The organism is Floccifex sp. (genome assembly GCF_051873495.1).
Taxonomy (GTDB): Bacteria; Bacillota_I; Bacilli_A; order Erysipelotrichales; family Erysipelotrichaceae; genus Floccifex.
In genome coordinates this window covers 14,077-35,138 of sequence record NZ_JBJEEX010000090.1, presented here as the reverse complement: position 1 = coordinate 35,138, position 21,062 = coordinate 14,077, and the positions used below count along the sequence as shown (strand labels likewise).

The following is a 21,062-nucleotide window of genomic DNA, read 5'->3' as shown; positions in this document are numbered from 1 at the left end:
AAGTAGATGATTTACTGGATAGGTCCTTTATAGCACTACAACTGTAAAACTCGGGGTCCCCACATAATATTCTTTTTTCTCATAATTGCATACTATCATATCAAAAACAAATTTGTCAATTTTTGCACTAAACGGTGCTTTTATACGCGAATAAAGTTAATTCATGTTATAATAAACAGATAGTAAGGGTGAAACTTATGAAAAAAAATATTGTTTTAATTACGGGAATGTCAGGAGCAGGAACATCGAGTTCTGTGAATGCTTTAGAGGATATGGGATATTATTGTATTGATAATCTTCCTAAAGAATTATTACCTGAATTTAAAAAAGTAATTCTTGAGTCCGATATATATTCAAAAATTGCCTTATCTGTAAGTGCAATTCATTATTTGTGGTTTTACAATGCGTTTAAAGACATGAATGTAAATTTACGTGTTTTGATTTTGGATGCACAAGATGATGAATTACTTCTTCGCTATCGCTTTACAAGACGCCTGCATCCATTAATTGCGTTTCATATGGCAGATACATTAGAAGAAGCAATCAATAAGGAGCGTTCTTATTTTCAACAAGTGAATTTGGAAGCAGAGCATTTAATTCGTATTGATACTACGAATATGTCTTCTTCAGAATTGGCAAATCGTATTCGCAATCGATTTAAAATGGAATTAGAAACAGGATTGGCTATTACTTTTCAATCTTTTGGTTTTAAAAAAGGAGTTCCTATGGATGCGGATATGATTATTGATGTACGTTTTTTAAAAAATCCGTTTTATGTAGATGAATTAAAACACAAAACAGGAAATGATTTTGATGTGTATCAATATGTCATGAAAGACAACTTAACAATAGAATTTTGTCAACAATTAAAAGCAATGCTTGATCTTGTGTTTAAAGAATATAACCAACAAAATCGTTCGCAAATTATTATTGCGATTGGATGTACGGGAGGACAACATCGCTCTGTTTCAGTTTGTAACTGGTTATATGATGCTTATAAACAATCTTATCGTTGTTTTAAATCTCATCGTGACATAGGAGTGAATGAAGTATGAAAAGAATAGTAGTGATTGGTGGCGGAACTGGACTTAGCAGCATGCTTAGAGGCATGAAGAAAATCAATGATGTCGATATTACGGCCATTGTTACGGTTGCCGATGATGGAGGAAGTACGGGAAGAATCCGTGATACATACAATATTCCTGCGGTTGGTGATATACGCCATGTTATGTCAGCTATGGCAGAAGATGAAAATGAAAATTTATTTAGAGATTTATTGGATTATCGTTTTCAAGGGAATGAAGACGTTGGAGGACATAATCTTGGAAATTTAATTTTTCTTGCTTTGATAGATATTACTGGCTCATTTATGGGGGCTATTCAAGCAATGAGTCGTGTCTTGAATATAAAAGGGAAAATTGTACCTAGTACATTGGATAACGTTACTTTATTTGCGATGATGAAAGATGGTACGCTTGTTTGTGGAGAAAAAAATATTCCGAATGTTGAAAACTCCATTGATCATGTGTTTTATAAACAAGACGTAGTGGCTTATCAACAAGCACTTCGTCAAATTGAAAAAGCCGATATGATTATTTATGGAATTGGTTCTTTGTATACATCCATTTTACCTAATTTAATTATTAAGCCGATTTGTGATGCCATTCAAAACAATCCATGTCCAAAAGTATATTTTTGTAATGCGATGAGTCAACCCGGTGAAACCGATGAGTATTCGTTAGAAGATCATATACGTGCGATTGAAAAACACTCATATCCAAATAGTGTTGACGTGGCTATTGTAAATGAATCCTATATTCCAAGTGCGATTTTAGCACGTTATGCTAAAGAAAATTCAAAACCAGTAACAATTCAAGAAAAAAGTCATGAATATGCGATTATGAAACGGAATTTAGTTCATTTAGATTCACAAGGAAGAATTCGTCATAATCCAGATGCGGTTAAAAAAGTAATAGAAGAATTATTGAAACAATTGTAGGAGGGACCATGTCTTTTACAACCGATGTGAAATATCAAATATGTCAAGAAGAATTAGATGAAACGGATGCGAAAGTGCAATTATGTGCTTTGTTTTTAATGAAAGGATCGGTTCACATTAATTGGCAAGGAATGTATTTATCTTTTCAAAGTGAAAATGCGACAATTGCCAAACATGTATTTAAATTATTTAAATCTATGTATGATGTGAATCCTCGTTTATCTATTTTGAAGAAGATGCAATTAAAGAAAAATAATATCTATCGTCTTCAAATTTATGAAAAAGCCAATGAAATATTAGAAGACTTAGGAATTATGACGGAAACAGGTTTACATTCGTATCCATCTACCAAATTGATTCGATCTGAAAAGAAAGCACGTGCCTTTCTACAAGGGTGTTTTTTAGGAAGCGGAAGTATTAACGATCCTAAGACAACGAATTATCATTTAGAAATGTCAGTAACAGATGAAAACTTTGCGAATGTGATTGTTAAGGCTATGGAAAAGTTTTATATACCAGCTAAAATTACAGTACGAAAAAATAATTATGTTGTATATATAAAAGCTGGTGAAAAAATTGAAGATTTCTTGCGTCTGTGCAATGCTTCAAAGGCATTAATGGATTTTGTGGAAGCTCGTTCGCTAAGAGATTTTTATAACAGTATGTCTCGTTTAGATAACTGTGCTTTGGCGAATGAAGTTAAAACAATTAAAGCAGGGAAAAAACAACTAGAATATATTGATGTCTTAGAAAAAAATCGCAATAAAGTCAAAATTACGGATAAAATACAAAGAGTCATGGATATTCGTAAAAAATTTCCAGAAGCGAGTTTAAATGAGTTATGTGATGAGTGTTATTTAGAATATGGAGAAGTTATTTCTAAATCGGGTATGAAACATCGATTGAATAAAATTAAAGAAATGGCCATGGAATTTATGGAGGAAGAAAATTGAAAAAAGGATTAATTTTATTATTGTGTCTTAGTTTAGTGGGATGTTCAAATTCAATTGTTCTTTCGAAACAAACATTTACTATTGAATTAGGAGAAGACGTATATGCCAATCCTTCACTGTATATTAAAGACAGTGAAAAAGTAAATACTAAGAATATGAAGGTCGTTTGTAAAACAAGCGGTGTTCAAAAAGTTAATAATCGCTTTGTAACGGGTAGCCAAGATTACTTAGTTGTAGGAGAATATGATTTTTGTTTAGAAACAGGAAGTAATGATATTAATTTTAAAGTAAAGATAAAAGATACTAAGCCACCAACGGTACAAAAAACAACCCACGAAATAACAATTCCAGTAGGAACCATTGTGGATTGGTCACAGTATTTTCCGGCTAGTGATATTTCAGGTGTTTCTTATTCAACGTCTCCTATTTTAAATACGTCGACACCACAGGATTGTACAATCATGGTAAAAATTGCGGATTGTTTTGGAAACAATACGGAATATGAAGTCGTTGTACACGTAGTATAAAAAGGATATAATAAGCCTATGACAAAAGCAGATAAAATATTAATTTGTTTAATAATGATCGCATCTATTGTTTGTTTGATTCCGCTTTTTTTATCAAATTCGCAAAAAGAATGTGTTGTTGTACAAGTAAAAAATAAAGAAGTTTTACGGCTTGATTTAAATGAAAATGGAACTTGGACAGTAGATGGAACTTTAGGAAATGTTGTGATTGAGATAAAAGATGGCAAAGTTCGCGTAACACAAGAGAACAGTCCTCAGCATCTTTGTTCGAAACAAGGATATGTTTCCAATGCCAATGTTCCCATTGTTTGTTTACCAAATGAAACAGTTGTGCAAATCGAAAGCGATACAAGTGAGGATACAGTGGTACAATGAAAAAGACAGTTTATTTGAGTTTTTTAGTTGCCGTGGGAATTGTGTTTCAAATACTTGAAAGTTTTTTATCAGTTGTTTGGATTATTCCAGGCTTTAAAATTGGTTTTGCCAATGTTGTTGGTATTTTTTCTTTATATGTGTGGGGACCCAAAGAAATGTGTATTGTCACATTACTTCGTATATTCCTTGCCTCTTTAATGCAAGGAACATTGTTCTCAGTTTCGTTCTGGCTTTCTTTGTCGGGAGGAATTTTTTCGATGGCAATTATGACTTTAGCCTATAAAACAAAGAAATTTTCAATTTATGGTGTAAGCATTGCGGGTGCTTGTTTTCATAACATAGGACAAGTTATTGCCGTTTGTATTATTTATCAACAATTTTTTATGCAGTTGTTTTTGCCATTTTTATTGGCTTTATCAAATGTAAGTGGAATCTGCATTGGATATTTATCGTTACAAATTATAAAAAGAGTGAAAGGAAGGATACAAAATGTCAACTTATCAATATAAACCACAAGGAGTTTGTTCTTCATTATTTACAGTGGAAGTTCAAGATGGAATTATTAAATCTTTAGTAGTGCGCGGCGGATGCAATGGAAATCTTCAAGGAATTTCTCATTTAGTACAAGGACGTACAATTGAATCAGTAATTTCTGATTTGAAAGGAATTCGTTGTGGAGCAAAACCAACTTCTTGTCCAGATCAAATTGCTCGTTGTTTAGAAGCAATTCTTGAAAAAGAAAATGGCTGATATCTATTTACAATCAATTAAAGAAATTGAACGTCGCTGTAAAGATAGTGTATTAATTTTTTCGGATGTTTTAGGACAACGTTTAGATGAACTCGCTGGTGCAATGGTTGAATCGCGCATGTCGGATAATGATTATATCGAATTGTGTAAAATCTATTACCAGCGTTATCTAAAAGAAGAAAATCGTACGGGAATGATTTTCTGTTTACTTCGTATTCAACAGCTTTTACAGTTTAAAAGAAAAAAGCGATTTCAATCTTTTTTTCCATCTTTGTCTTTTAGTTCCTATTGTGATAGTGAATTAAAATCATTTTTAGTGAATAAAAGATATTATTATAAAGTGTATTTAGATGCGTTTAAGGAAAAATTGATTGTATTGGATATGTTGTTTTGTATTGGTTTTATGTATTTATTTGTTTTAGTTTTCCATTTCTCGTTTGCTTGGATTTTATGTTTGGTAACTGGATTGGGAATTCTGATTTATGTTGTAGGTGTTTATTTTTATTTTGATCGTTATTTGGAACAAATAATGGAAAAAATGAGAAATAAAATTGATTTTAATCATGCAAAAGTGGATGAATCTATCCAAAGGAATCAATAAAAATGAAATTATATATTTGTGATATTTGTGACTTTGAAGAAAGTAAAATAAATGAAATTAAAGAAAATGTTGATGTTGAATTGGTTTTAACAAAAGAGTCATTGACAATGTCTTTACTTGAACAAATGAAGGATGTCGATGGGATTTCTATTATCGGTTATAGTCATGTGAATCGTGAAATACTTGATAAAATGAAAGAAAATGGAATTATGCATTTATCAACGCGTACGATTGGTTTTGATCATATTGATGTTGCTTATGCAAAATCAATTGGAATTCATGTGTACCATGCGTATTATGATCCTAATAATGTTGCGGATTTCGCCGTTATGTTGATGTTGATTTTATTAAGAAAAGCCAAGATTTCAATTTGTCGCTCACTTGTCAATGATTTTTCATTAGATGGTTTACAAGGAAGAGAAATGCGTAGTTTAACGGTTGGAGTCATTGGAACTGGTAAAATCGGAAGAACGGTTATTAAGAATTTAAGTGGCTTTGGTTGTCGTATATTGGCTTATGATCTTCATCAATTTGAAGAAGTTAAGCAATATGCTCAATATGTTGAATTAGATGAATTATATCGTCAATCCGATATTATCACTTTACATGTTCCTCTAACTAATGATAACTATCATATGATCAATTCGAATTCAATTCATAAAATGAAAAAAGGAGTCATTTTAATTAATACAGCTCGTGGACAGCTTATTGATACAAAAGATTTAATTGATGCTTTAGAACAAGAATATGTTGCAGGTGCTGGAATCGATACACTAGAGGAAGAAAATGGTGTTATGCATGAGCATATTGGAGTTCGAATTATTGATAATCGTGATTTATTGTATTTAAAACAATTCCCTAATGTTGTTTATACACAACACTATGCGTTCTATACAAAAGAGGCTTGTGATTCCATGATTGCATGTGGTATTCATTCATTAATAGATGGATTAAACAATAAGAAAAGTATTTGTGAAATATAGTTTTACTTATATTTCACATTTTTTTGTATTTTTTTATTGGAATTTCAAAATAAATGGTGTATCCTAGAATCAGTAAAGCGCTTTCAAAATTGGTTAATACGTCAAAAAGACGTGTGATAAAAAAGAAAAGGAGAGACATAATACTTATGAAAAAAAATTTTTTATCATTAACAGTATCCGTTGCTATGGCTGGAACGTTATTAGCAGGATGTTCATCTGGAGGGGATGACAAAGGTAAAGTTTATTGGTTAAACTTTAAACCAGAAGCTGATGAAGCTCTTCAACAAATCGCTAAAGATTATACAGAAGAAACAGGTGTTGAAGTTAAAATCGTTACAGCTGCATCAGGAACATATCAAGAAACATTAACAGCTGAAATGGATAAATCAGAAGCTCCAACATTATTCGTAGTTGGTAACCAAGCTGCTGTTAAAACTTGGGGTGACTATTGCTATGATTTATCAGACACAGACGTTTACAAAGAATTAACTACTGATGATTTCACATTATATAATGGTGACGAAGTAGCTTCTATCGGTTATTGCTATGAAACATATGGAATTATCACAAACAAAGCATTATTAGCTAAAGCTGGATATTCAGTTGATGACATCACAAATTTTGAATCATTAAAAGCAGTTGCTGAAGATATTCACGCACGTGCTGGTGAATTAGGATTTGATGCATTTACTTCAAGTGGTATGGATGATTCATCTTCTTGGCGTTTCACAGGTCACTTAGCTAACCTTCCTTTATACTATGAATCAGTAGATGACAACTGGACAGAATGCCCTGCTGAAATTAAAGGTACTTACTTAGATAACTTCAAACAAATTTGGGATCTATACATCAATAACTCAGCTTATGACAAAACTACTTTAGCTACTGGTGGATACGATGCTGAAGGTGAATTCAAAGATGGTAAAGCAGTATTCTTCCAAAATGGTTCTTGGGAATATGCAGCATTAAGCGAAGCAATCGCTGATGATGATATGACAATGATTCCTATCTACACTGGTGTTGAAGGTGAAGAAAACCAAGGTTTATGCTCTGGAACAGAAAACTGCTGGGCAGTAAACAAAAATGCATCTGAAGCTGATATTCAAGCTACTCTAGATTTCATGTATTGGTTAGTAACTTCTGAAGAAGGAACTCAAATGATGGCTGAACAATTCGGTGAAATTCCTTATAAAGGTGCTACTGAAAATAATAACGTATTCTTCAAAGCTGCTAACGAAGCTTTAGAAGCAGGTAAATATTCTGTTGCTTGGACATTCAACTACACTCCAAACGTTGAACAATGGCGTGGTGGATTAGTTTCTGCTATGAACCAATATGACAATGGTGGATCTTGGGACGATGTAGTTTCTGCATTCGTTGATGGATGGGCAACTCAATACAAAGAAGCTAATGCAAATTAATTTGTTTTAAAAGTTGAATTTGTGGGATGAGCAGATTTGTTCATCTCCTTTTTGATAAGAGGAGAAATTATGGCACAGAAAAAGAAGAAAAATAAGAATAATGATAGTGCTGCTGTCAATTCGAAATTGATTCGTAAGCCAATCGAACGTTGTTTTCTATTATTCCTGGCTCCTACTTTAGCTGCCTTTACAATTGGATTTATTTATCCATTTTTAAAGGGATTCTATCTTTCTTTTTGTAAGTTTCAAACAACATCAAATGCTGAATTTATAGGAATTGGAAATTATATTAACGCTTTACATGATGCATCGTTTGTACATGCATTCTGGTATACTGCACTTTATGCAGTTGTATCTTTATTATTAATAAATATTATCGCCTTTATTATTGCTTATTTCTTAACACAAGGTATTAAAGGGGCTAATATTTTCCGTACTGTATTCTTTATGCCAAACTTAATTGGTGGTATCGTTTTAGGTTATATTTGGAGTATGATTTTTAATGGTATTTTATCAAGATATGGTACATCTATACTGATGGAAACTAAATTTGGTTTCTGGGGATTAATTATATTGATGTGTTGGCAGCAAATTGGTTATATGATGATCATCTATATTGCTGGATTACAATCTGTTCCACAAGATATGATGGAAGCTGCTAAAATTGATGGAGCAAGTCGTCTACAAACATTGATTCACATTACAATTCCAAATGTAATGCCTTCAATTACAATTTGTATGTTCTTGTCTTTAACAAACGCATTTAAATTATTCGACCAGAACTTAGCATTGACCGGTGGACAGCCATTCCAGTTTAATCCTGATGGATCGGTTGTAAAGACTACCGAAATGTTAGCACTGAATATTTATAATACATTCTATGGACAAAATACAATGGCTCGTGGTACAGCTCAGGCTAAGGCTGTTATATTCTTTGTTCTCGTTGCAGTTATTTCTGTAGCTCAGTTAACCGCAACTCGTAAGAAGGAGGTTCAACAATAATGGCAAAAGAAAAAAAGATTAAAGGCGATGGTCAATCTGTTGGTGCCGAAAAGAAAATCAAAACTACTTTAACGATTACTTTTTCTATTATATCTATTATTTATGTTCTTCCTGTATTCTTTGTTTTATTGAATTCATTCAAAGCAAATACATTTGTTAAGACCGATACATTTGCTTTCCCAAATGCGGATACATTTGTTGGATGGGCTAACTATATTAAAGGGTTTACATTTGGAAATTATCCATTTTTTAAATCTGTTTGGTATTCTGTAGTTATTACGATTTTATCGACTGTTCTAATTTTGATTTGTACTTCAATGGCGGCATGGTTCATTGCTCGAGTTAACAATTTATTCTGTAAAATTTGTTATTATTTATTTGTTTTCTCAATGGTTGTACCATTCCAAATGTTAATGTTCACTTTATCAAAAACAGCAGATACATTACATTTAAATACACCTTATACGATTCCTATTATTTATTTGGGATTTGGAGCGGGTCTGGCCGTCTTTATGTTCTCGGGATTCATTAAGAGTATTCCTTTGGAAATAGAAGAAGCGGCTGCTATTGATGGATGTGGACCCATTCGTACTTTCTTTAGCGTAGTACTTCCAATGTTAAAACCAACTATGATTTCAACAGGTATTCTTGAAATTATGTGGGTATGGAATGACTATCTATTGCCTTATTTGGTATTAGACCGTACAAAATACATGACAATTCCAATTCACATCCAATATCTACAAGGAAGTTATGGATCAGTTGATTTAGGTGCTATCATGGCATTGATTACATTAAGTATTATTCCAGTTATTATTTTCTATTTGACTTGTCAAAAATATATTATTGCTGGAGTAGCTGCTGGAGCTGTAAAGGGATAATATGAAAAGAAGTAGTGGAATTTTAATGCCTATTTTTTCTCTTCCATCTAATTATGGAATTGGGACTTTAGGAAAAGAAGCATATAAATTTGTGGATTTTTTATATGAAGCAAATCAAAAATATTGGCAAATTTTACCGGCTGGGCCAATTAGCTATGGAGATTCTCCATATCAGAGTTTTTCATCATTTGCCGGGAATCCATATTTCATTGATTTGGATTTATTAATTGAAGATAAGTTATTAACTAAAAAAGAAGTTTCTTCTATTGATTGGATGGAAACAGAAGAAAAAGTAGATTATGGAAGAATCTATAATCATCGATTTGATGTTTTATTCAAAGCATATAAAAGAGGTATTGAAAAATATCGAAAGGATTTTGAACACTTTGTGAGTGAAAAATCAAAATGGATTCATGAATATTCATTGTTTATGGCATGTAAACGTCACTTTGATATGAAGGCATGGTCACAATGGCCAGAAGATATTCGTCTTCATAAACCAGAAGCTTGTCAAAAGTATCGTCAATTGCTTAAAGAAGATGTTGAATTCTTTGAATTCTTACAATTTTTATTCTTTAAACAATGGAACCAATTAAGAGAATATGCTCATTCGAAAGATATTCAAATTATTGGTGATATTCCTATTTATGTAGCATTGGATTCAGCCGATGTATGGAGTGAACCACAATGGTTTTTATTAGATGATCAAAACGTTCCTATTGAAGTTGCTGGTTGTCCACCAGATGCTTTTAGTGAAGATGGACAATATTGGGGAAATCCAATTTATCGATATGATGCGATGCAACGCGATGGATATGGATGGTGGATTCGTAGAGTTGATGGATCTTTCCAATTATATGATGTTGTGCGAATTGATCATTTCCGTGGTTTTGAATCGTATTGGGCTATTCCATACGGTTCTCCAACCGCAAAAGATGGACAATGGAAAAAAGGCCCTGGTATGTCATTGATTGGTGTTCTTACTTCTTGGTTTAGAGGAAAAGAATATATTGCCGAGGATTTAGGTGTGTTAACAGATGAAGTAATTCAACTTGTTAAGGATTCAGGATTACCAGGAATGAAAGTTCTTGAATTTGCCTTCGATTCAAGAGAAGCTGCTGATTATTTACCACATACATATCCTAGAAATAGTGTTTGCTACATTGGAACACATGATAATCTAACTTGTAAACAATGGTTTGATGAAGCAGATAAAGATGATGTTCAATTAGCTATCGATTATTTAGGATTAAACAAAGAAGAAGGATATGTTTGGGGAATGATTCGTGGTGGAATGTCGACTGTTTCTGATTTATTTGTATGTCAGATGCAAGATTATCTTGAATTAGGAAAAGAAGGACGAATTAATTTACCTAGTACAACAGGTGAAAACTGGAAATGGCGTATGAAAAAAGGCGCTAATTCCAAAAAATTAGCTAAAAAAATCGCAACTTATACCAAACGATATGGTAGAGCTTGCCATGAATAATAAGAAAGAGAGGAATTTATAATGTCTGGTTTATCTTTACAGCACATTAAAAAAGTGTATCCAAACGGATATGAAGCCGTTCAGGATTTTAACTTGGACATTGAAGATAAAGAATTTATCATTTTTGTTGGTCCATCAGGATGTGGAAAATCAACTACACTTCGTATGATTGCAGGATTAGAAGAAATTAGTAGTGGTGATTTATACATTGACGGAAAACGTATGAACGATGTTGAACCTAAGGATCGTGACATCGCCATGGTATTCCAAAGTTATGCCTTATATCCACATATGACAGTTCGTGAAAATATGGCATTTAGTTTAAAAATTAAAAAGACTCCTAAAGATGAAATTGATAAAGCTGTAAACGAAGCTGCTAAAATTTTGGATTTGGAAGAATTAATGGATCGTAAACCAAAAGCGTTGTCAGGAGGACAAAGACAACGTGTTGCCATGGGACGTGCTATTGTACGTCATCCTAAAGTATTCTTAATGGATGAACCATTGTCAAACTTGGATGCGAAATTACGTGGACAGATGCGTGTTGAAATTTCTAAATTACATCAAAGATTAGGTGCTACTATTATTTATGTAACTCACGATCAAACAGAAGCCATGACATTAGGAACACGTATTGTTGTAATGTCTAAAGGAAAAGTGGAACAAATTGATACTCCACAAAACTTATATAACTATCCAATCAATATGTTCGTTGCTGGTTTCATTGGATCACCACAAATGAATTTCTTAAACGCAACAGTTTGTGTTGATGGAAATGATACATATTTACAATTAGGAGAAGAAAAAATCTATATTCCTGAACGCAAAGCTAAAGTCTTAAAAGAAAAAGATTATGTTGGAAAAGAAGTTGTTTTAGGTATTCGTCCTGAAGATATTTATACAGATGAAGAATCTGTACAAAAATATTCGAAATCATCGATTCATTCTGAAATTCGTGTATATGAATTATTAGGAGCTGAGGTTTGTTTACATTTTGATTACCAAAATAAAGTAATGACAGCACGTGTAGAAGCAGATACTCCTTATCGTAATGGAGATGAAATCGCATTCGCATTTGACCCAGAAAAGATTCATATTTTCGATAAAGATACAGAAGTTACTATTACTAACTAATGCACATTAAAAATTAACCAATTTTGAAGGTATCCTCTTTGCTTAAATAAGTGAAGAGGATATTTTTATACAATCGTGGTTCTGTTTAACTGAATTTAAAGTCTATCTATGGTATAATTTATTTAATAAGTAGAAAGTATGATAATATGAAATCAATTTTAGTTATTGGAATGGGGCGTTTTGGACGCCATTGTGCAAGAGAATTAATGTCACTTGGACATGAAGTTATGGCTATCGATATTAATGAAAGAAACATTGATTCAATTGCTGGTGATGTATCTTGTGCTCAAATAGGAGATGCGACAGATCCTTTGTTTATGTCATCAATTGGAGTATCTGATTTTGATGAATGTTTTATATGTATTGGAGATAATCTACAAGCTTCGCTTGAATCAACTTGTTTGTGTAAAGAGTTAGGATGTAAATTTATCGTAGCACGTGCCGCAAAAGACATTCATCGTAAGTTCTTATTGAAAATGGGAGCCGATGAAGTTGTCTATCCTGAAAAACAAACAGCTATTTGGTCAGCAGTAACATATAGTGCAGATAATGTTTTTGATTATATTCCTTTGGATTCTCAGCACGCAATTTTTGAAGTAGGTATCCCTGATTCTTGGGACAATAAAACAATCATGGATATTGATGTCCGTAAAAGATACAACATTAATATTTTAGCTATTAAAAATAATGGACAGTTAATTCTTTCTGTTCATCCTGGTTTATTATTAAAAGCTGGTATGACTATGCTTGTGCTGGGTACTAAAAAAGATATTCAAAAATGTTTTAAAATTAATTCTTAATGAATTATAGAGGAGGAAACATGGAGACGAACCTTAAAAAGCTTTGCGACTTAACAAATCAAATTGCTTCCTTAGAACCATGGAATTGGCTATATGACTCTGACTTGATTGAAGTTAATTTAGATGAAAATCGTGTTTTCTATGTTTCAATTATTGGAAATGAAGACGATGTAAATGGGATTATTGTTTATGAAGGCAATGCTGGATATGTTGATTATTTGCGTGTAATATCGGATCCATATCCTACACCAGAAGAATTTGTTTTATCGGATGTAGACTGTTTAACTTGTATGTTTGTTGAAGATGATTTATTGGATGATGTACATGCAGAAATCATTAAAGAGTATGGTGATGAAGATGGACGTTTTTATTTTTCATCTATGAAAAAAAGATTTTTTCCAGCTTGTTTATCAGACTATGAAATTGGTGTATTAACAGAAGTTTATTCACAATTACTATATGGATTAAAACAGTTGTTAGCGCATCAATGTGAAAAACCTAATTGGGATAGACAAGAGACATTGAGTATAACAGATTATGAAATTGGTATAGGAAAATTACCTAAAATATCTCAAATATATGATACCATCATCATTGATGATGAATATGAAGAATATCTAGAGATGCAAGAGCGAAGACAAGATGAATTGTATCTTGATTTAATGTATTTAAATTTACCAATATTCGATAACGAAGACGAAGAAGAATCTCTTTTGTGTGATGTTAATCCTTTATTGTTTAATATTTTTGATGAAAATATGGATTTAATTCATAGTGAATTTATTCCTTTAGATCAAGATATTAGTAGTTTTGTGTTTAATTGTACAATGGATTATTTTGAATCAGAGGGTATTCCAGAGGCTATTCATTGTCGTAATGAATACATTAAAGGAGCTTTACAAGATTCATGTGAAAAATTGGATGTTGAATTAATATATGAAGATTTTTCGGATGTGCAATCACAGCTTGAATTTATAAACTAATTTCTTTTTCTTTCACATTGTGCTATACGTTGTGATGGAAATGGCGCGTTCGGCAAGCGGTTAAGCCACAGCCCTTGTTTGACTCATTTTTACTTAGCGAAGAAGTAGTAGATGATTTGTCTTTTTTACTTTCACTAGTATTCAAATCATTTGCTTTTCTTTTGAACTTTTAGCTTTATCTTCCTCACTCTCAGCATTAGCGTCTAGTACTATTTCATCATCACTTAACCGTATTATTCTTTTTTTCAATACTTTTACTACAACCACATAAAAATAACAATCCACAAAGTAAGCAAATCAATAACTTTAGTTTCAAGATCTTAACACCTCTCTTTCTAGTAAAAAATACAAATATTTATATATGTTTACTATTGTATAAACATATAACCCATAGATATTTCTTTCGGTAGTTAAGAATATATCTTCGGTTAGTAGAGGGGTTTAAGGGGAAAACTGAGTCACACTTGGTCACAAAAAAACAGATGCCCCTCTATCATCTGTAAAGTGAATGTACAAATTATCTTGTTTGCACATTCTTAGCTTTTTCTTTTTGATGCCAATCTCTAAGCAACTTGACGATTAAATCCGTCTTTTGCTTTTGTGTGTAGTTTTTTGGAAAATATTTATTGATTTGTTTAGTGTCTATGCTGATCCTTTCTCGTTGATTAGGCTTTTCTGCTTTGATGATATCAAAGATAAAATCACTATCCAGTTCACCAGCTTTACTTTTACGTTTTAATTCCTGACATTGAGCTAGGGAAGGAGTCACTTCATCCGTAACCATCAAGTCAAATAGAATTTGTTGGTGTTCTTCTGATAAGTAGGATAGTTCTACTGCTGGATTAAATGCCATAGTCAGATTTGTTTCACTTACGTGATCAACCATCTCTTGAATAGGTTTGATTAAGAAAGTAAGACGGATAAATCTTTTTATTTGTCGTTCACTATCGTTAACCTGTTCAGCTAATTGAGAAATGCTCCATGACTTTGGGCCAACTTGGCCCGAAGTTGCTTTCTTATATTCGATGCCAACATCTTGTGTATAATCATCAACTTTTTTTCCTTGATGCTTCATCGCATCTAATCTCATCTTATAAGCATAACCACGTTCAGTAGGTTTTATATGTTCACGTTGGATATTCGTATCAACCATCAAGATTGTTGCGGTATCATCATCCATTTCTCGAACGATTGCATCAACTTCTGTAATTCCTAGATTCTCAAGCGCAAATTTTCTTCTATGTCCTGCAATCATTTCATAACCACCATCTTTATTTGGTCGAACCAAGACTGGTGTCAATAAACCATTGTCTTTGATGGAATCAATCAGTTTTTGCATATCAGCATCGAGTTCAACACTAAATGGATGTCCCTTGAAGTTTTCAATATCTTTAACTTGTATTTTCTTTATCTTTTCAGACATCCATTCATCTCTTTGTTCCTGAGTGGAAAAAAGATTGTCATAAGATTTAAAACTCATATCAAATTTAGCCATATGAATCACATCCTATCTTGTATACTCTTTATTTTTTGTTTGTGGTTGTGTTGCCTTGATCAATTCTTTTGTAAGACCAGCATATTTATAAACACTTTGAGATGTAATACTAATCTCACTTGCACTTACTGATAAAGGAATCAGATTATCAAATACTTTGATATGTTTACCATACGCATTTGTAATTGATTCAATCGTACTTCGTGCAATATTTGTTCGCTCCTGACACAGTGTCATACATATGCCCGCAATCTTTAGGTTTGGATTGATAGCTTGTTTGATCATATTAACTGTACTCATCAACTTTTCCATTCCTTTTGCGGGTAAATACTGTGCTTGCACTGGTATTAGTACATCACTAGAAGCGGATAGAGCATTGATTGTTAAAATACCAAGAGCCGGTGGACAATCAATAATAATATAATCATAGTTATTTTTGATTGGTTCGATACTGTTCTTTAGTAATGATTCACGACTAAATGCACTGATTAATTGCATTGCAGTAGATGCTAAATCAAGATTTGAAGGTATAAGATATACACCTTCATCATTGTGAAGAATAAAATCATCAAAGTTAGTTTCTTTATTGTTGATTTTATTTAAGAGCAGGTTAGAAACAGTATTTTCTAATACTTCATTGTTCTTCCACCCGAGACATGTTGTCAAATCACCTTGTGGATCAAAATCTAGCAATAATACTTTATATCCAGACTTTGCCAGACCAATCCCTACATTCCATGATGTTGTTGTTTTTCCAACCCCACCTTTTTGATTAACAACGGAAATAATTTTAGTTTCAGTTTCCAAAATATATTCTCCTTCCATAAAAAAAATAGCCAAATCGTATAGATTTAACTATGTATAAAGTTAATTCAATTGTATAAGCAAATTGGGATTTGTTAAAAACAAATTGCTTTAATAATAATCCATATAATCAATCCCCATATAATAAAAATGGGAACTGAATAATACCATTTCTTTGGCTTGCCATTTTCCCACAGACCATCAGCACTGATTTTGCTTCTTTTCCATACTTCATCAGGAATTAGTCTGATTGTTAATGCTACAAGTGCAGGCAAAAGAATGACATCATCTAAATATCCTAATACCGGAATAAAATCTGGGACTAAATCAACAGGGGATAACGCATATCCAACCGTTATCCCTGCAATAATTTTAGCAAGCAACGGGGTTTCTTTATCTTTTAAAGCGATAAAAACCGCTGGAATGTCCGATTTTAATTTTTTTGCTCGTTCTTTAATGGTCATAGATTTCCTCCATAAATTAAAATTTTATTATTTGTTCAACGATTTCCAGAACTCTTCAAAATTCTCTGCAATCAAATAAATATTACTTTCATCATTTGAGGAATCAAAGTAATATGAATCATCGTAGTAATAAATACCGTCATTAGAACCGTCGCATATTAAAACTATAAATCCATGTTGTAAGCTATCTCCAATGATGATTGTTTTTTTAAGTAAATCCTTTACATATTCATTTGTCCAATACTCTATATCAGAGCTTGAATTACCAGTATGAATACCATAAAGAATGTCAATATTTATGTTACCATTAACCTCATCTAAATGAATTTCATTAAATTTGTTGTTTGAAACTGCACCGCCATTGCAATTTGATAAGAATTTTTTGTAATCATTTGGTAGAATGACATCAAACAATTTTTCTATTCTGACAATATCCTCTTTTTTTACTTTTCCAAATGGTTTTATCTCGAATTTACTTTGCTTATATTTATCAAATAATCCCATGTCAGTTCCTCTTAGAAATTCAAATTTTTCTATTCATTCGTTTTTTGATTTTAACTTTCATCGTTTCCAATTATAAGAAAACTATAACAGAAATACAACATAATCTTACATCGATATTGGACTATATTTTTTCTAATATCTTCTAATAAATGTGTTAGAAAGTGATGTAAAGTATAAAAAATTATCGATAATTAAGTGTAATCCACCAAGCTGAAATTGTTCTGTTTAATAATGATTTTGGATAGGGAAAAATACTTAATATTAGTGATTATAATGGGCATTTACTTGCTATCAGTTTCTTTTTCTTTCACATTGTGCTATACTTTGTGGTGGAAATGGCGCGTTCGGCAAGCGGTTAAGCCACAGCCCTCTCAAGGCTGTATCACGGGTTCAAATCCCGTACGCGCTACCATGTCTATAAAGCCCGTAGGGGCTTTTTTTCTTATATATAATGATTAAAAAAGACAATATTTGTGTTAAAATACGAATAGAGAGGTGATTCAAATGAAAAAGAAAATGATATTAGGAATTTCACTTGCTTTATTATTAAGTGCATGTTCAACAAACAATAATAAAGTTGAAAACAAAGAAGAAATTAAACAAGATAATACAAGTGAAGTTGAAACAAAAGAATTAACTGTCGAGGACATTCTAAGTAATCCAAGTCAATACGAAGGAAAAGAAGTTAAAATTCATGGTTCACTACCACAGGCATTATTAATGAACGATGAAGGTAAAGAAATTACAGCAATTTATAATCTATCAAAAGATCAATACATTGAGACCACAGGTGTTACACCAGAATTTGGAGGATGTGATGCCTATGTTACAGGTATTGTGAACATTGTAGATGGCAATGTCGTTATTGATGTGTCAAATTATGAACAAATTAAATAATAAACAAATATAATGTCGAATTATAATTCATAATGACGTTATGAATTATAAACAAATACAAAATTGTAAGTACTTAAAACAACTAGTCAAACAATTAAATATTAATTTAAAAGGGATGCTTTCAAATCAACTACAGACTGATGACATAGATACATTAGTTTGTCTATTAATAGATGAAAAATATTGGACATTATTTGGTGTTGAAAAAACAAAAAAAGAGTATTCTTATTTAAATGGTTTATCGAAACAAGCGTATCGATTTATTGTGAATCGTGATTCACAAGGAAGAGCGAATATTTATTTTAGTATTGAATCGTATTTAACTCAGCAATTAAATAAACATCAATTAGAATCATTAGAAAAAGAAAAAAGTCTTTATTTTGAAAAATTTAAAGTGAAGTATGATTTTAAAGAAAAAGATCGGAACATTATTAATGAAATTGTTGAATTAATATACAAACGAATCATTCAGTACTAAAAAAAGAAGAGACAAGCTCTTCTAAATTACAGAATCATCAAGTAGATCTTTATAAAAATCACAATAATCTTTACGCTTTTCGTTTGTGAATTTTATAGCTGAACGAGGATGACGATTTAATTGTCCAGTAAATAAATATTGCAGATCATATCCCCAAACAACACCACTTTCCTTTAAAGGAATCATATAATTTTCAATGAAAGTAAGAATAGGATATAAACTATATTTAGGGTTACGTAAAAAGCCAAGTAATAATTCTGTTGCACAGTTTCCTGCTCCACGACCCATTCCTTGAACAGTTACATCAAGGTAAGAAACACCATAAGATAATGCTTCAATTGTATTAGCGAATGCTAAGTTTTGATTATTGTGGGCATGAATACCAAGTTGCTTATGAGCCTTAGAAGCATATTCCATGTATAACTTAGAATATTTTTCAATGTTTTCTGGATATAAAGATCCATAGCTATCAACAATATAAATGATATCCACACTCGTTTCACAAAGCATTTGCAACGCTTCTTTTAAATCATCGGTTCCAATTTGACTAATTGCCATAATGTTACAAGAAGTTTCATAACCTAAATTATGTAGATACTCAATCATCTCAATAGCTGCTGGAATTTGGTGAATGTAACAAGCAACACGAACCATATCGATAACACTTTCATTGGCAGGTAAAAAATCTTCTTGATAATCACAACGTCCTACATCAGCCATAACGCAAATTTTCATGTCAGAAACATTATCGCCTACAATATTACGAATGTCTTGTTCATCACAGAATTTCCATTTTCCATATTCATTCACATCAAATAACTTTTTGCTGGCTTTATAACCAAATTCCATATAGTCGACTCCAGCTTTAATATTGGTTTTATATAATTCTTTGACAAATTCATCTGAAAAATCAAAATTATTACATAATCCACCATCACGAATTGTCGCATCGACAACACGAATATCTTCTCTTACGCTTAATAATGTGCCTTTTCTCATTGCTTCACCTCATTTATTTTATTTTTTCAATTTTATCATATCGATTCTATGTTTTCAATTTTATCTAAATGATGACTTCAAATTAAAAAAGACAAATTTTTGATTATTGTATTGAATTAGACCGTTAAAATAGTTTATAATAAACTTACGTTTTTCGGCAATTTTTTTATGCGATCATGAAAAATGATGATGGAAACTATTTTCAAATATAGAATTGTCAAAACTATTTTATATGATGAGAGGGGAAAAATATATGTCAATTGACTTAAAAACACATTTTTTCGAATCATTTGAAGAAGTAAAAGACTATTTGTTAAGTAATACTGGAACAAATACAATCAATCAAAATGATTTTTCTCATGCGGTTGCGAAACTTGAATTAACTCGTGATCAACAAGAAGAAATCGTTAGTTTATTATTAAATGCCGCCGAAGAAGGTCCAAAAGATGAAGACTTGATGGACGAAAATTTAGAAGACGATGATTTAGATAACTTCGATGATTATGACGATGATGAACATGAAGAATCAGAAGAAGATTTATATGAAGAAAAAATTTCGGAAATGGAACAAGAATACGCTGCTTCTTTTAAAGGATCAGTACAAGATTCTGTAAAACTATACTTGAAAAGTATTGGTGAATCAAAACTTTTAAAAGCTGATGAAGAAACAATTGTTGCTAACCATATTAAAGAAGGAAGAGAAGCCAAAGCTTTACTTGAAACAGAAACAGATCCTGAAAAAAGAAAAGAATTGGCGCAAATTGTTTTACAAGGAGAAGATGCAGAAAAAGAATTAATCGAAAAGAATCTTCGTTTAGTTGTTTCTATTGCGAAAAAATATTCAGGACGTGGATTGGATTTCCAAGATTTAATTCAAGAAGGAAATATTGGGGTAATTAAAGCTGTAGAAAAATTTGATCCAACGAAAGGATTCAAATTCTCAACTTATGCGACTTGGTGGATTCGTCAAAGCATTACACGTGCGATTGCCGATCAAGCTCGTACAATTCGTATTCCTGTTCACATGGTAGAAACAATGAATAAGTTAACTCGTATTCAAAGAGAAATGGTTCAAATTTTAGGACGTGATCCAGTTGCAGAAGAAATTGCGGAACGTATGGGTGATATTTCTGCTGAAAAGGTACGAGAAATTCAATTGATGTCATTTGATACAACTTCTTTAGAAACACAAATTGGAGATGAAGGAGATACTACGCTAGGAGATTTCGTAGAAGATAAAAATGCGATTTCACCAGAACAATATGCATATCGTGAACAATTAAAAGAAAGTTTACGTGAAGTTTTATCGACTTTAACAGAACGTGAAGAAAATGTAATTCGTATGCGTTTTGGACTAGATAATGGACAACCAATGACATTGGAAGAAGTAGGACAAAAATTTGGTGTTACGCGTGAACGTATTCGTCAAATTGAAGCAAAAGCCATTCGTAAATTAAAACATCCGACTCGTTTAAATAAATTGGCTTCTTATAATCAAAATTAGGGATTCAAACGAATCCCTT

Annotated in this window: 25 protein-coding genes and 1 tRNA gene; 20 read left to right on the top strand and 6 right to left on the bottom strand. The window is 31.9% G+C overall.

Going from position 1 to position 21,062, the window contains the following annotated elements; all coding sequences use genetic code 11:
• Positions 1 to 197: 197 nt before the first annotated feature.
• The 16 genes from rapZ to ACI313_RS05300 all read left to right on the top strand — a co-directional run bounded on the left by rapZ (position 198) and on the right by ACI313_RS05300 (position 13,898).
• The gene (gene rapZ / locus ACI313_RS05375) at positions 198 to 1,055 is read left to right on the top strand and encodes an RNase adapter RapZ (protein WP_439755481.1); all 858 of its coding nucleotides are present in this window, start codon (positions 198 to 200) and stop codon (positions 1,053 to 1,055) included.
• The gene (locus tag ACI313_RS05370) at positions 1,052 to 1,999 is read left to right on the top strand and encodes a gluconeogenesis factor YvcK family protein (RefSeq protein ID WP_320608898.1); all 948 of its coding nucleotides are present in this window, start codon (positions 1,052 to 1,054) and stop codon (positions 1,997 to 1,999) included. Before rapZ ends, ACI313_RS05370 begins: the two co-directional genes overlap by 4 nt.
• Positions 2,000 to 2,007: 8 nt before the next feature.
• Positions 2,008 to 2,952: a DNA-binding protein WhiA gene (whiA, locus tag ACI313_RS05365; RefSeq protein WP_320608899.1), complete on the top strand. Its 945-nt coding sequence runs from the start codon at positions 2,008 to 2,010 to the stop codon at positions 2,950 to 2,952.
• Entirely contained in the window at positions 2,949 to 3,479 is a 531-nt protein-coding gene (locus ACI313_RS05360) for a hypothetical protein (RefSeq protein WP_439755480.1), read from the top strand. Before whiA ends, ACI313_RS05360 begins: the two co-directional genes overlap by 4 nt.
• Before the next feature lie 18 nt (positions 3,480 to 3,497).
• The gene (locus ACI313_RS05355; RefSeq protein WP_320608901.1) at positions 3,498 to 3,854 is read left to right on the top strand and encodes a NusG domain II-containing protein; all 357 of its coding nucleotides are present in this window, start codon (positions 3,498 to 3,500) and stop codon (positions 3,852 to 3,854) included.
• A complete protein-coding gene (locus ACI313_RS05350) occupies positions 3,851 to 4,363 on the top strand; it encodes a Gx transporter family protein (protein WP_320608902.1) in 513 nt (170 codons plus the stop codon). The genes ACI313_RS05355 and ACI313_RS05350 overlap by 4 nt, the downstream gene beginning before the upstream one ends.
• Entirely contained in the window at positions 4,344 to 4,604 is a 261-nt protein-coding gene (locus tag ACI313_RS05345; RefSeq protein ID WP_320608903.1) for a TIGR03905 family TSCPD domain-containing protein, read from the top strand. Before ACI313_RS05350 ends, ACI313_RS05345 begins: the two co-directional genes overlap by 20 nt.
• Positions 4,597 to 5,205, top strand: a complete 609-nt coding sequence (locus ACI313_RS05340; RefSeq protein WP_439755478.1) for a hypothetical protein — start codon at positions 4,597 to 4,599, stop codon at positions 5,203 to 5,205. The genes ACI313_RS05345 and ACI313_RS05340 overlap by 8 nt, the downstream gene beginning before the upstream one ends.
• Positions 5,206 to 5,207: 2 nt before the next feature.
• Positions 5,208 to 6,188, top strand: a complete 981-nt coding sequence (locus tag ACI313_RS05335) for an NAD(P)-dependent oxidoreductase (RefSeq protein WP_320608905.1) — start codon at positions 5,208 to 5,210, stop codon at positions 6,186 to 6,188.
• A 146-nt stretch (positions 6,189 to 6,334) separates the two neighbouring features.
• Entirely contained in the window at positions 6,335 to 7,609 is a 1,275-nt protein-coding gene (locus ACI313_RS05330; RefSeq protein ID WP_320608906.1) for an ABC transporter substrate-binding protein, read from the top strand.
• Between the two features lie 69 nt (positions 7,610 to 7,678).
• The gene (locus tag ACI313_RS05325; RefSeq protein ID WP_320608907.1) at positions 7,679 to 8,611 is read left to right on the top strand and encodes a carbohydrate ABC transporter permease; all 933 of its coding nucleotides are present in this window, start codon (positions 7,679 to 7,681) and stop codon (positions 8,609 to 8,611) included.
• Positions 8,611 to 9,492 (top strand): carbohydrate ABC transporter permease, encoded by an 882-nt coding sequence (locus ACI313_RS05320; protein WP_320608908.1) that lies wholly within the window; start codon positions 8,611 to 8,613, stop codon positions 9,490 to 9,492. The genes ACI313_RS05325 and ACI313_RS05320 overlap by 1 nt, the downstream gene beginning before the upstream one ends.
• 1 nt (position 9,493) lies before the next feature.
• Entirely contained in the window at positions 9,494 to 10,981 is a 1,488-nt protein-coding gene (gene malQ, locus ACI313_RS05315) for a 4-alpha-glucanotransferase (protein ID WP_439755476.1), read from the top strand.
• A gap of 21 nt (positions 10,982 to 11,002) precedes the next feature.
• Entirely contained in the window at positions 11,003 to 12,115 is a 1,113-nt protein-coding gene (locus tag ACI313_RS05310; protein WP_320608910.1) for an ABC transporter ATP-binding protein, read from the top strand.
• A 146-nt stretch (positions 12,116 to 12,261) separates the two neighbouring features.
• Positions 12,262 to 12,915 carry a potassium channel family protein gene (locus ACI313_RS05305; protein ID WP_320608911.1) on the top strand — a complete coding sequence of 218 codons (654 nt, stop codon included), beginning with the start codon at positions 12,262 to 12,264 and terminating at the stop codon, positions 12,913 to 12,915.
• A gap of 20 nt (positions 12,916 to 12,935) precedes the next feature.
• The gene (locus tag ACI313_RS05300; protein ID WP_320608912.1) at positions 12,936 to 13,898 is read left to right on the top strand and encodes a DUF7309 domain-containing protein; all 963 of its coding nucleotides are present in this window, start codon (positions 12,936 to 12,938) and stop codon (positions 13,896 to 13,898) included.
• A 141-nt stretch (positions 13,899 to 14,039) separates the two neighbouring features.
• Here ACI313_RS05300 and ACI313_RS05295 read toward each other — a convergent pair whose 3' ends face one another.
• The 5 genes from ACI313_RS05295 to ACI313_RS05275 form a co-directional block, all read right to left on the bottom strand.
• Complete coding sequence (locus tag ACI313_RS05295; RefSeq protein WP_439755475.1) at positions 14,040 to 14,165, bottom strand: hypothetical protein; 126 nt, start codon at positions 14,163 to 14,165, stop codon at positions 14,040 to 14,042.
• A gap of 250 nt (positions 14,166 to 14,415) precedes the next feature.
• Positions 14,416 to 15,393 carry a ParB/RepB/Spo0J family partition protein gene (locus ACI313_RS05290; RefSeq protein ID WP_439755474.1) on the bottom strand — a complete coding sequence of 326 codons (978 nt, stop codon included), beginning with the start codon at positions 15,391 to 15,393 and terminating at the stop codon, positions 14,416 to 14,418.
• Positions 15,394 to 15,405: 12 nt separating this feature from the next.
• On the bottom strand, positions 15,406 to 16,200 hold the full coding sequence (locus tag ACI313_RS05285) for a ParA family protein (RefSeq protein WP_439755473.1): 795 nt from the start codon (positions 16,198 to 16,200) through the stop codon (positions 15,406 to 15,408).
• A 92-nt stretch (positions 16,201 to 16,292) separates the two neighbouring features.
• Positions 16,293 to 16,661 carry a YkvA family protein gene (locus ACI313_RS05280; protein WP_320104436.1) on the bottom strand — a complete coding sequence of 123 codons (369 nt, stop codon included), beginning with the start codon at positions 16,659 to 16,661 and terminating at the stop codon, positions 16,293 to 16,295.
• A 27-nt stretch (positions 16,662 to 16,688) separates the two neighbouring features.
• Positions 16,689 to 17,165: an SMI1/KNR4 family protein gene (locus ACI313_RS05275; protein ID WP_320608914.1), complete on the bottom strand. Its 477-nt coding sequence runs from the start codon at positions 17,163 to 17,165 to the stop codon at positions 16,689 to 16,691.
• Between the two features lie 337 nt (positions 17,166 to 17,502).
• On the opposite strand from ACI313_RS05275, the gene ACI313_RS05270 reads away from it, so the two are divergent.
• The 3 genes from ACI313_RS05270 (at position 17,503) to ACI313_RS05260 (ending at position 18,540) form a co-directional block, all read left to right on the top strand.
• Positions 17,503 to 17,577: transfer RNA gene (locus ACI313_RS05270), tRNA-Glu, on the top strand.
• A gap of 92 nt (positions 17,578 to 17,669) precedes the next feature.
• Positions 17,670 to 18,062, top strand: a complete 393-nt coding sequence (locus tag ACI313_RS05265; RefSeq protein ID WP_320608915.1) for a hypothetical protein — start codon at positions 17,670 to 17,672, stop codon at positions 18,060 to 18,062.
• A 40-nt stretch (positions 18,063 to 18,102) separates the two neighbouring features.
• Complete coding sequence (locus ACI313_RS05260) at positions 18,103 to 18,540, top strand: hypothetical protein (RefSeq protein WP_320608916.1); 438 nt, start codon at positions 18,103 to 18,105, stop codon at positions 18,538 to 18,540.
• Positions 18,541 to 18,561: 21 nt separating this feature from the next.
• Here the strand turns inward: ACI313_RS05260 and ACI313_RS05255 are convergent, their stop codons facing one another.
• Positions 18,562 to 19,539, bottom strand: a complete 978-nt coding sequence (locus tag ACI313_RS05255; RefSeq protein ID WP_320608917.1) for an aldolase catalytic domain-containing protein — start codon at positions 19,537 to 19,539, stop codon at positions 18,562 to 18,564.
• Positions 19,540 to 19,792: 253 nt separating this feature from the next.
• Between ACI313_RS05255 and rpoD the strand changes: the two genes are divergently transcribed.
• Complete coding sequence (gene rpoD, locus ACI313_RS05250) at positions 19,793 to 21,043, top strand: RNA polymerase sigma factor RpoD (RefSeq protein WP_320608918.1); 1,251 nt, start codon at positions 19,793 to 19,795, stop codon at positions 21,041 to 21,043.
• Positions 21,044 to 21,062: the final 19 nt, after the last annotated feature.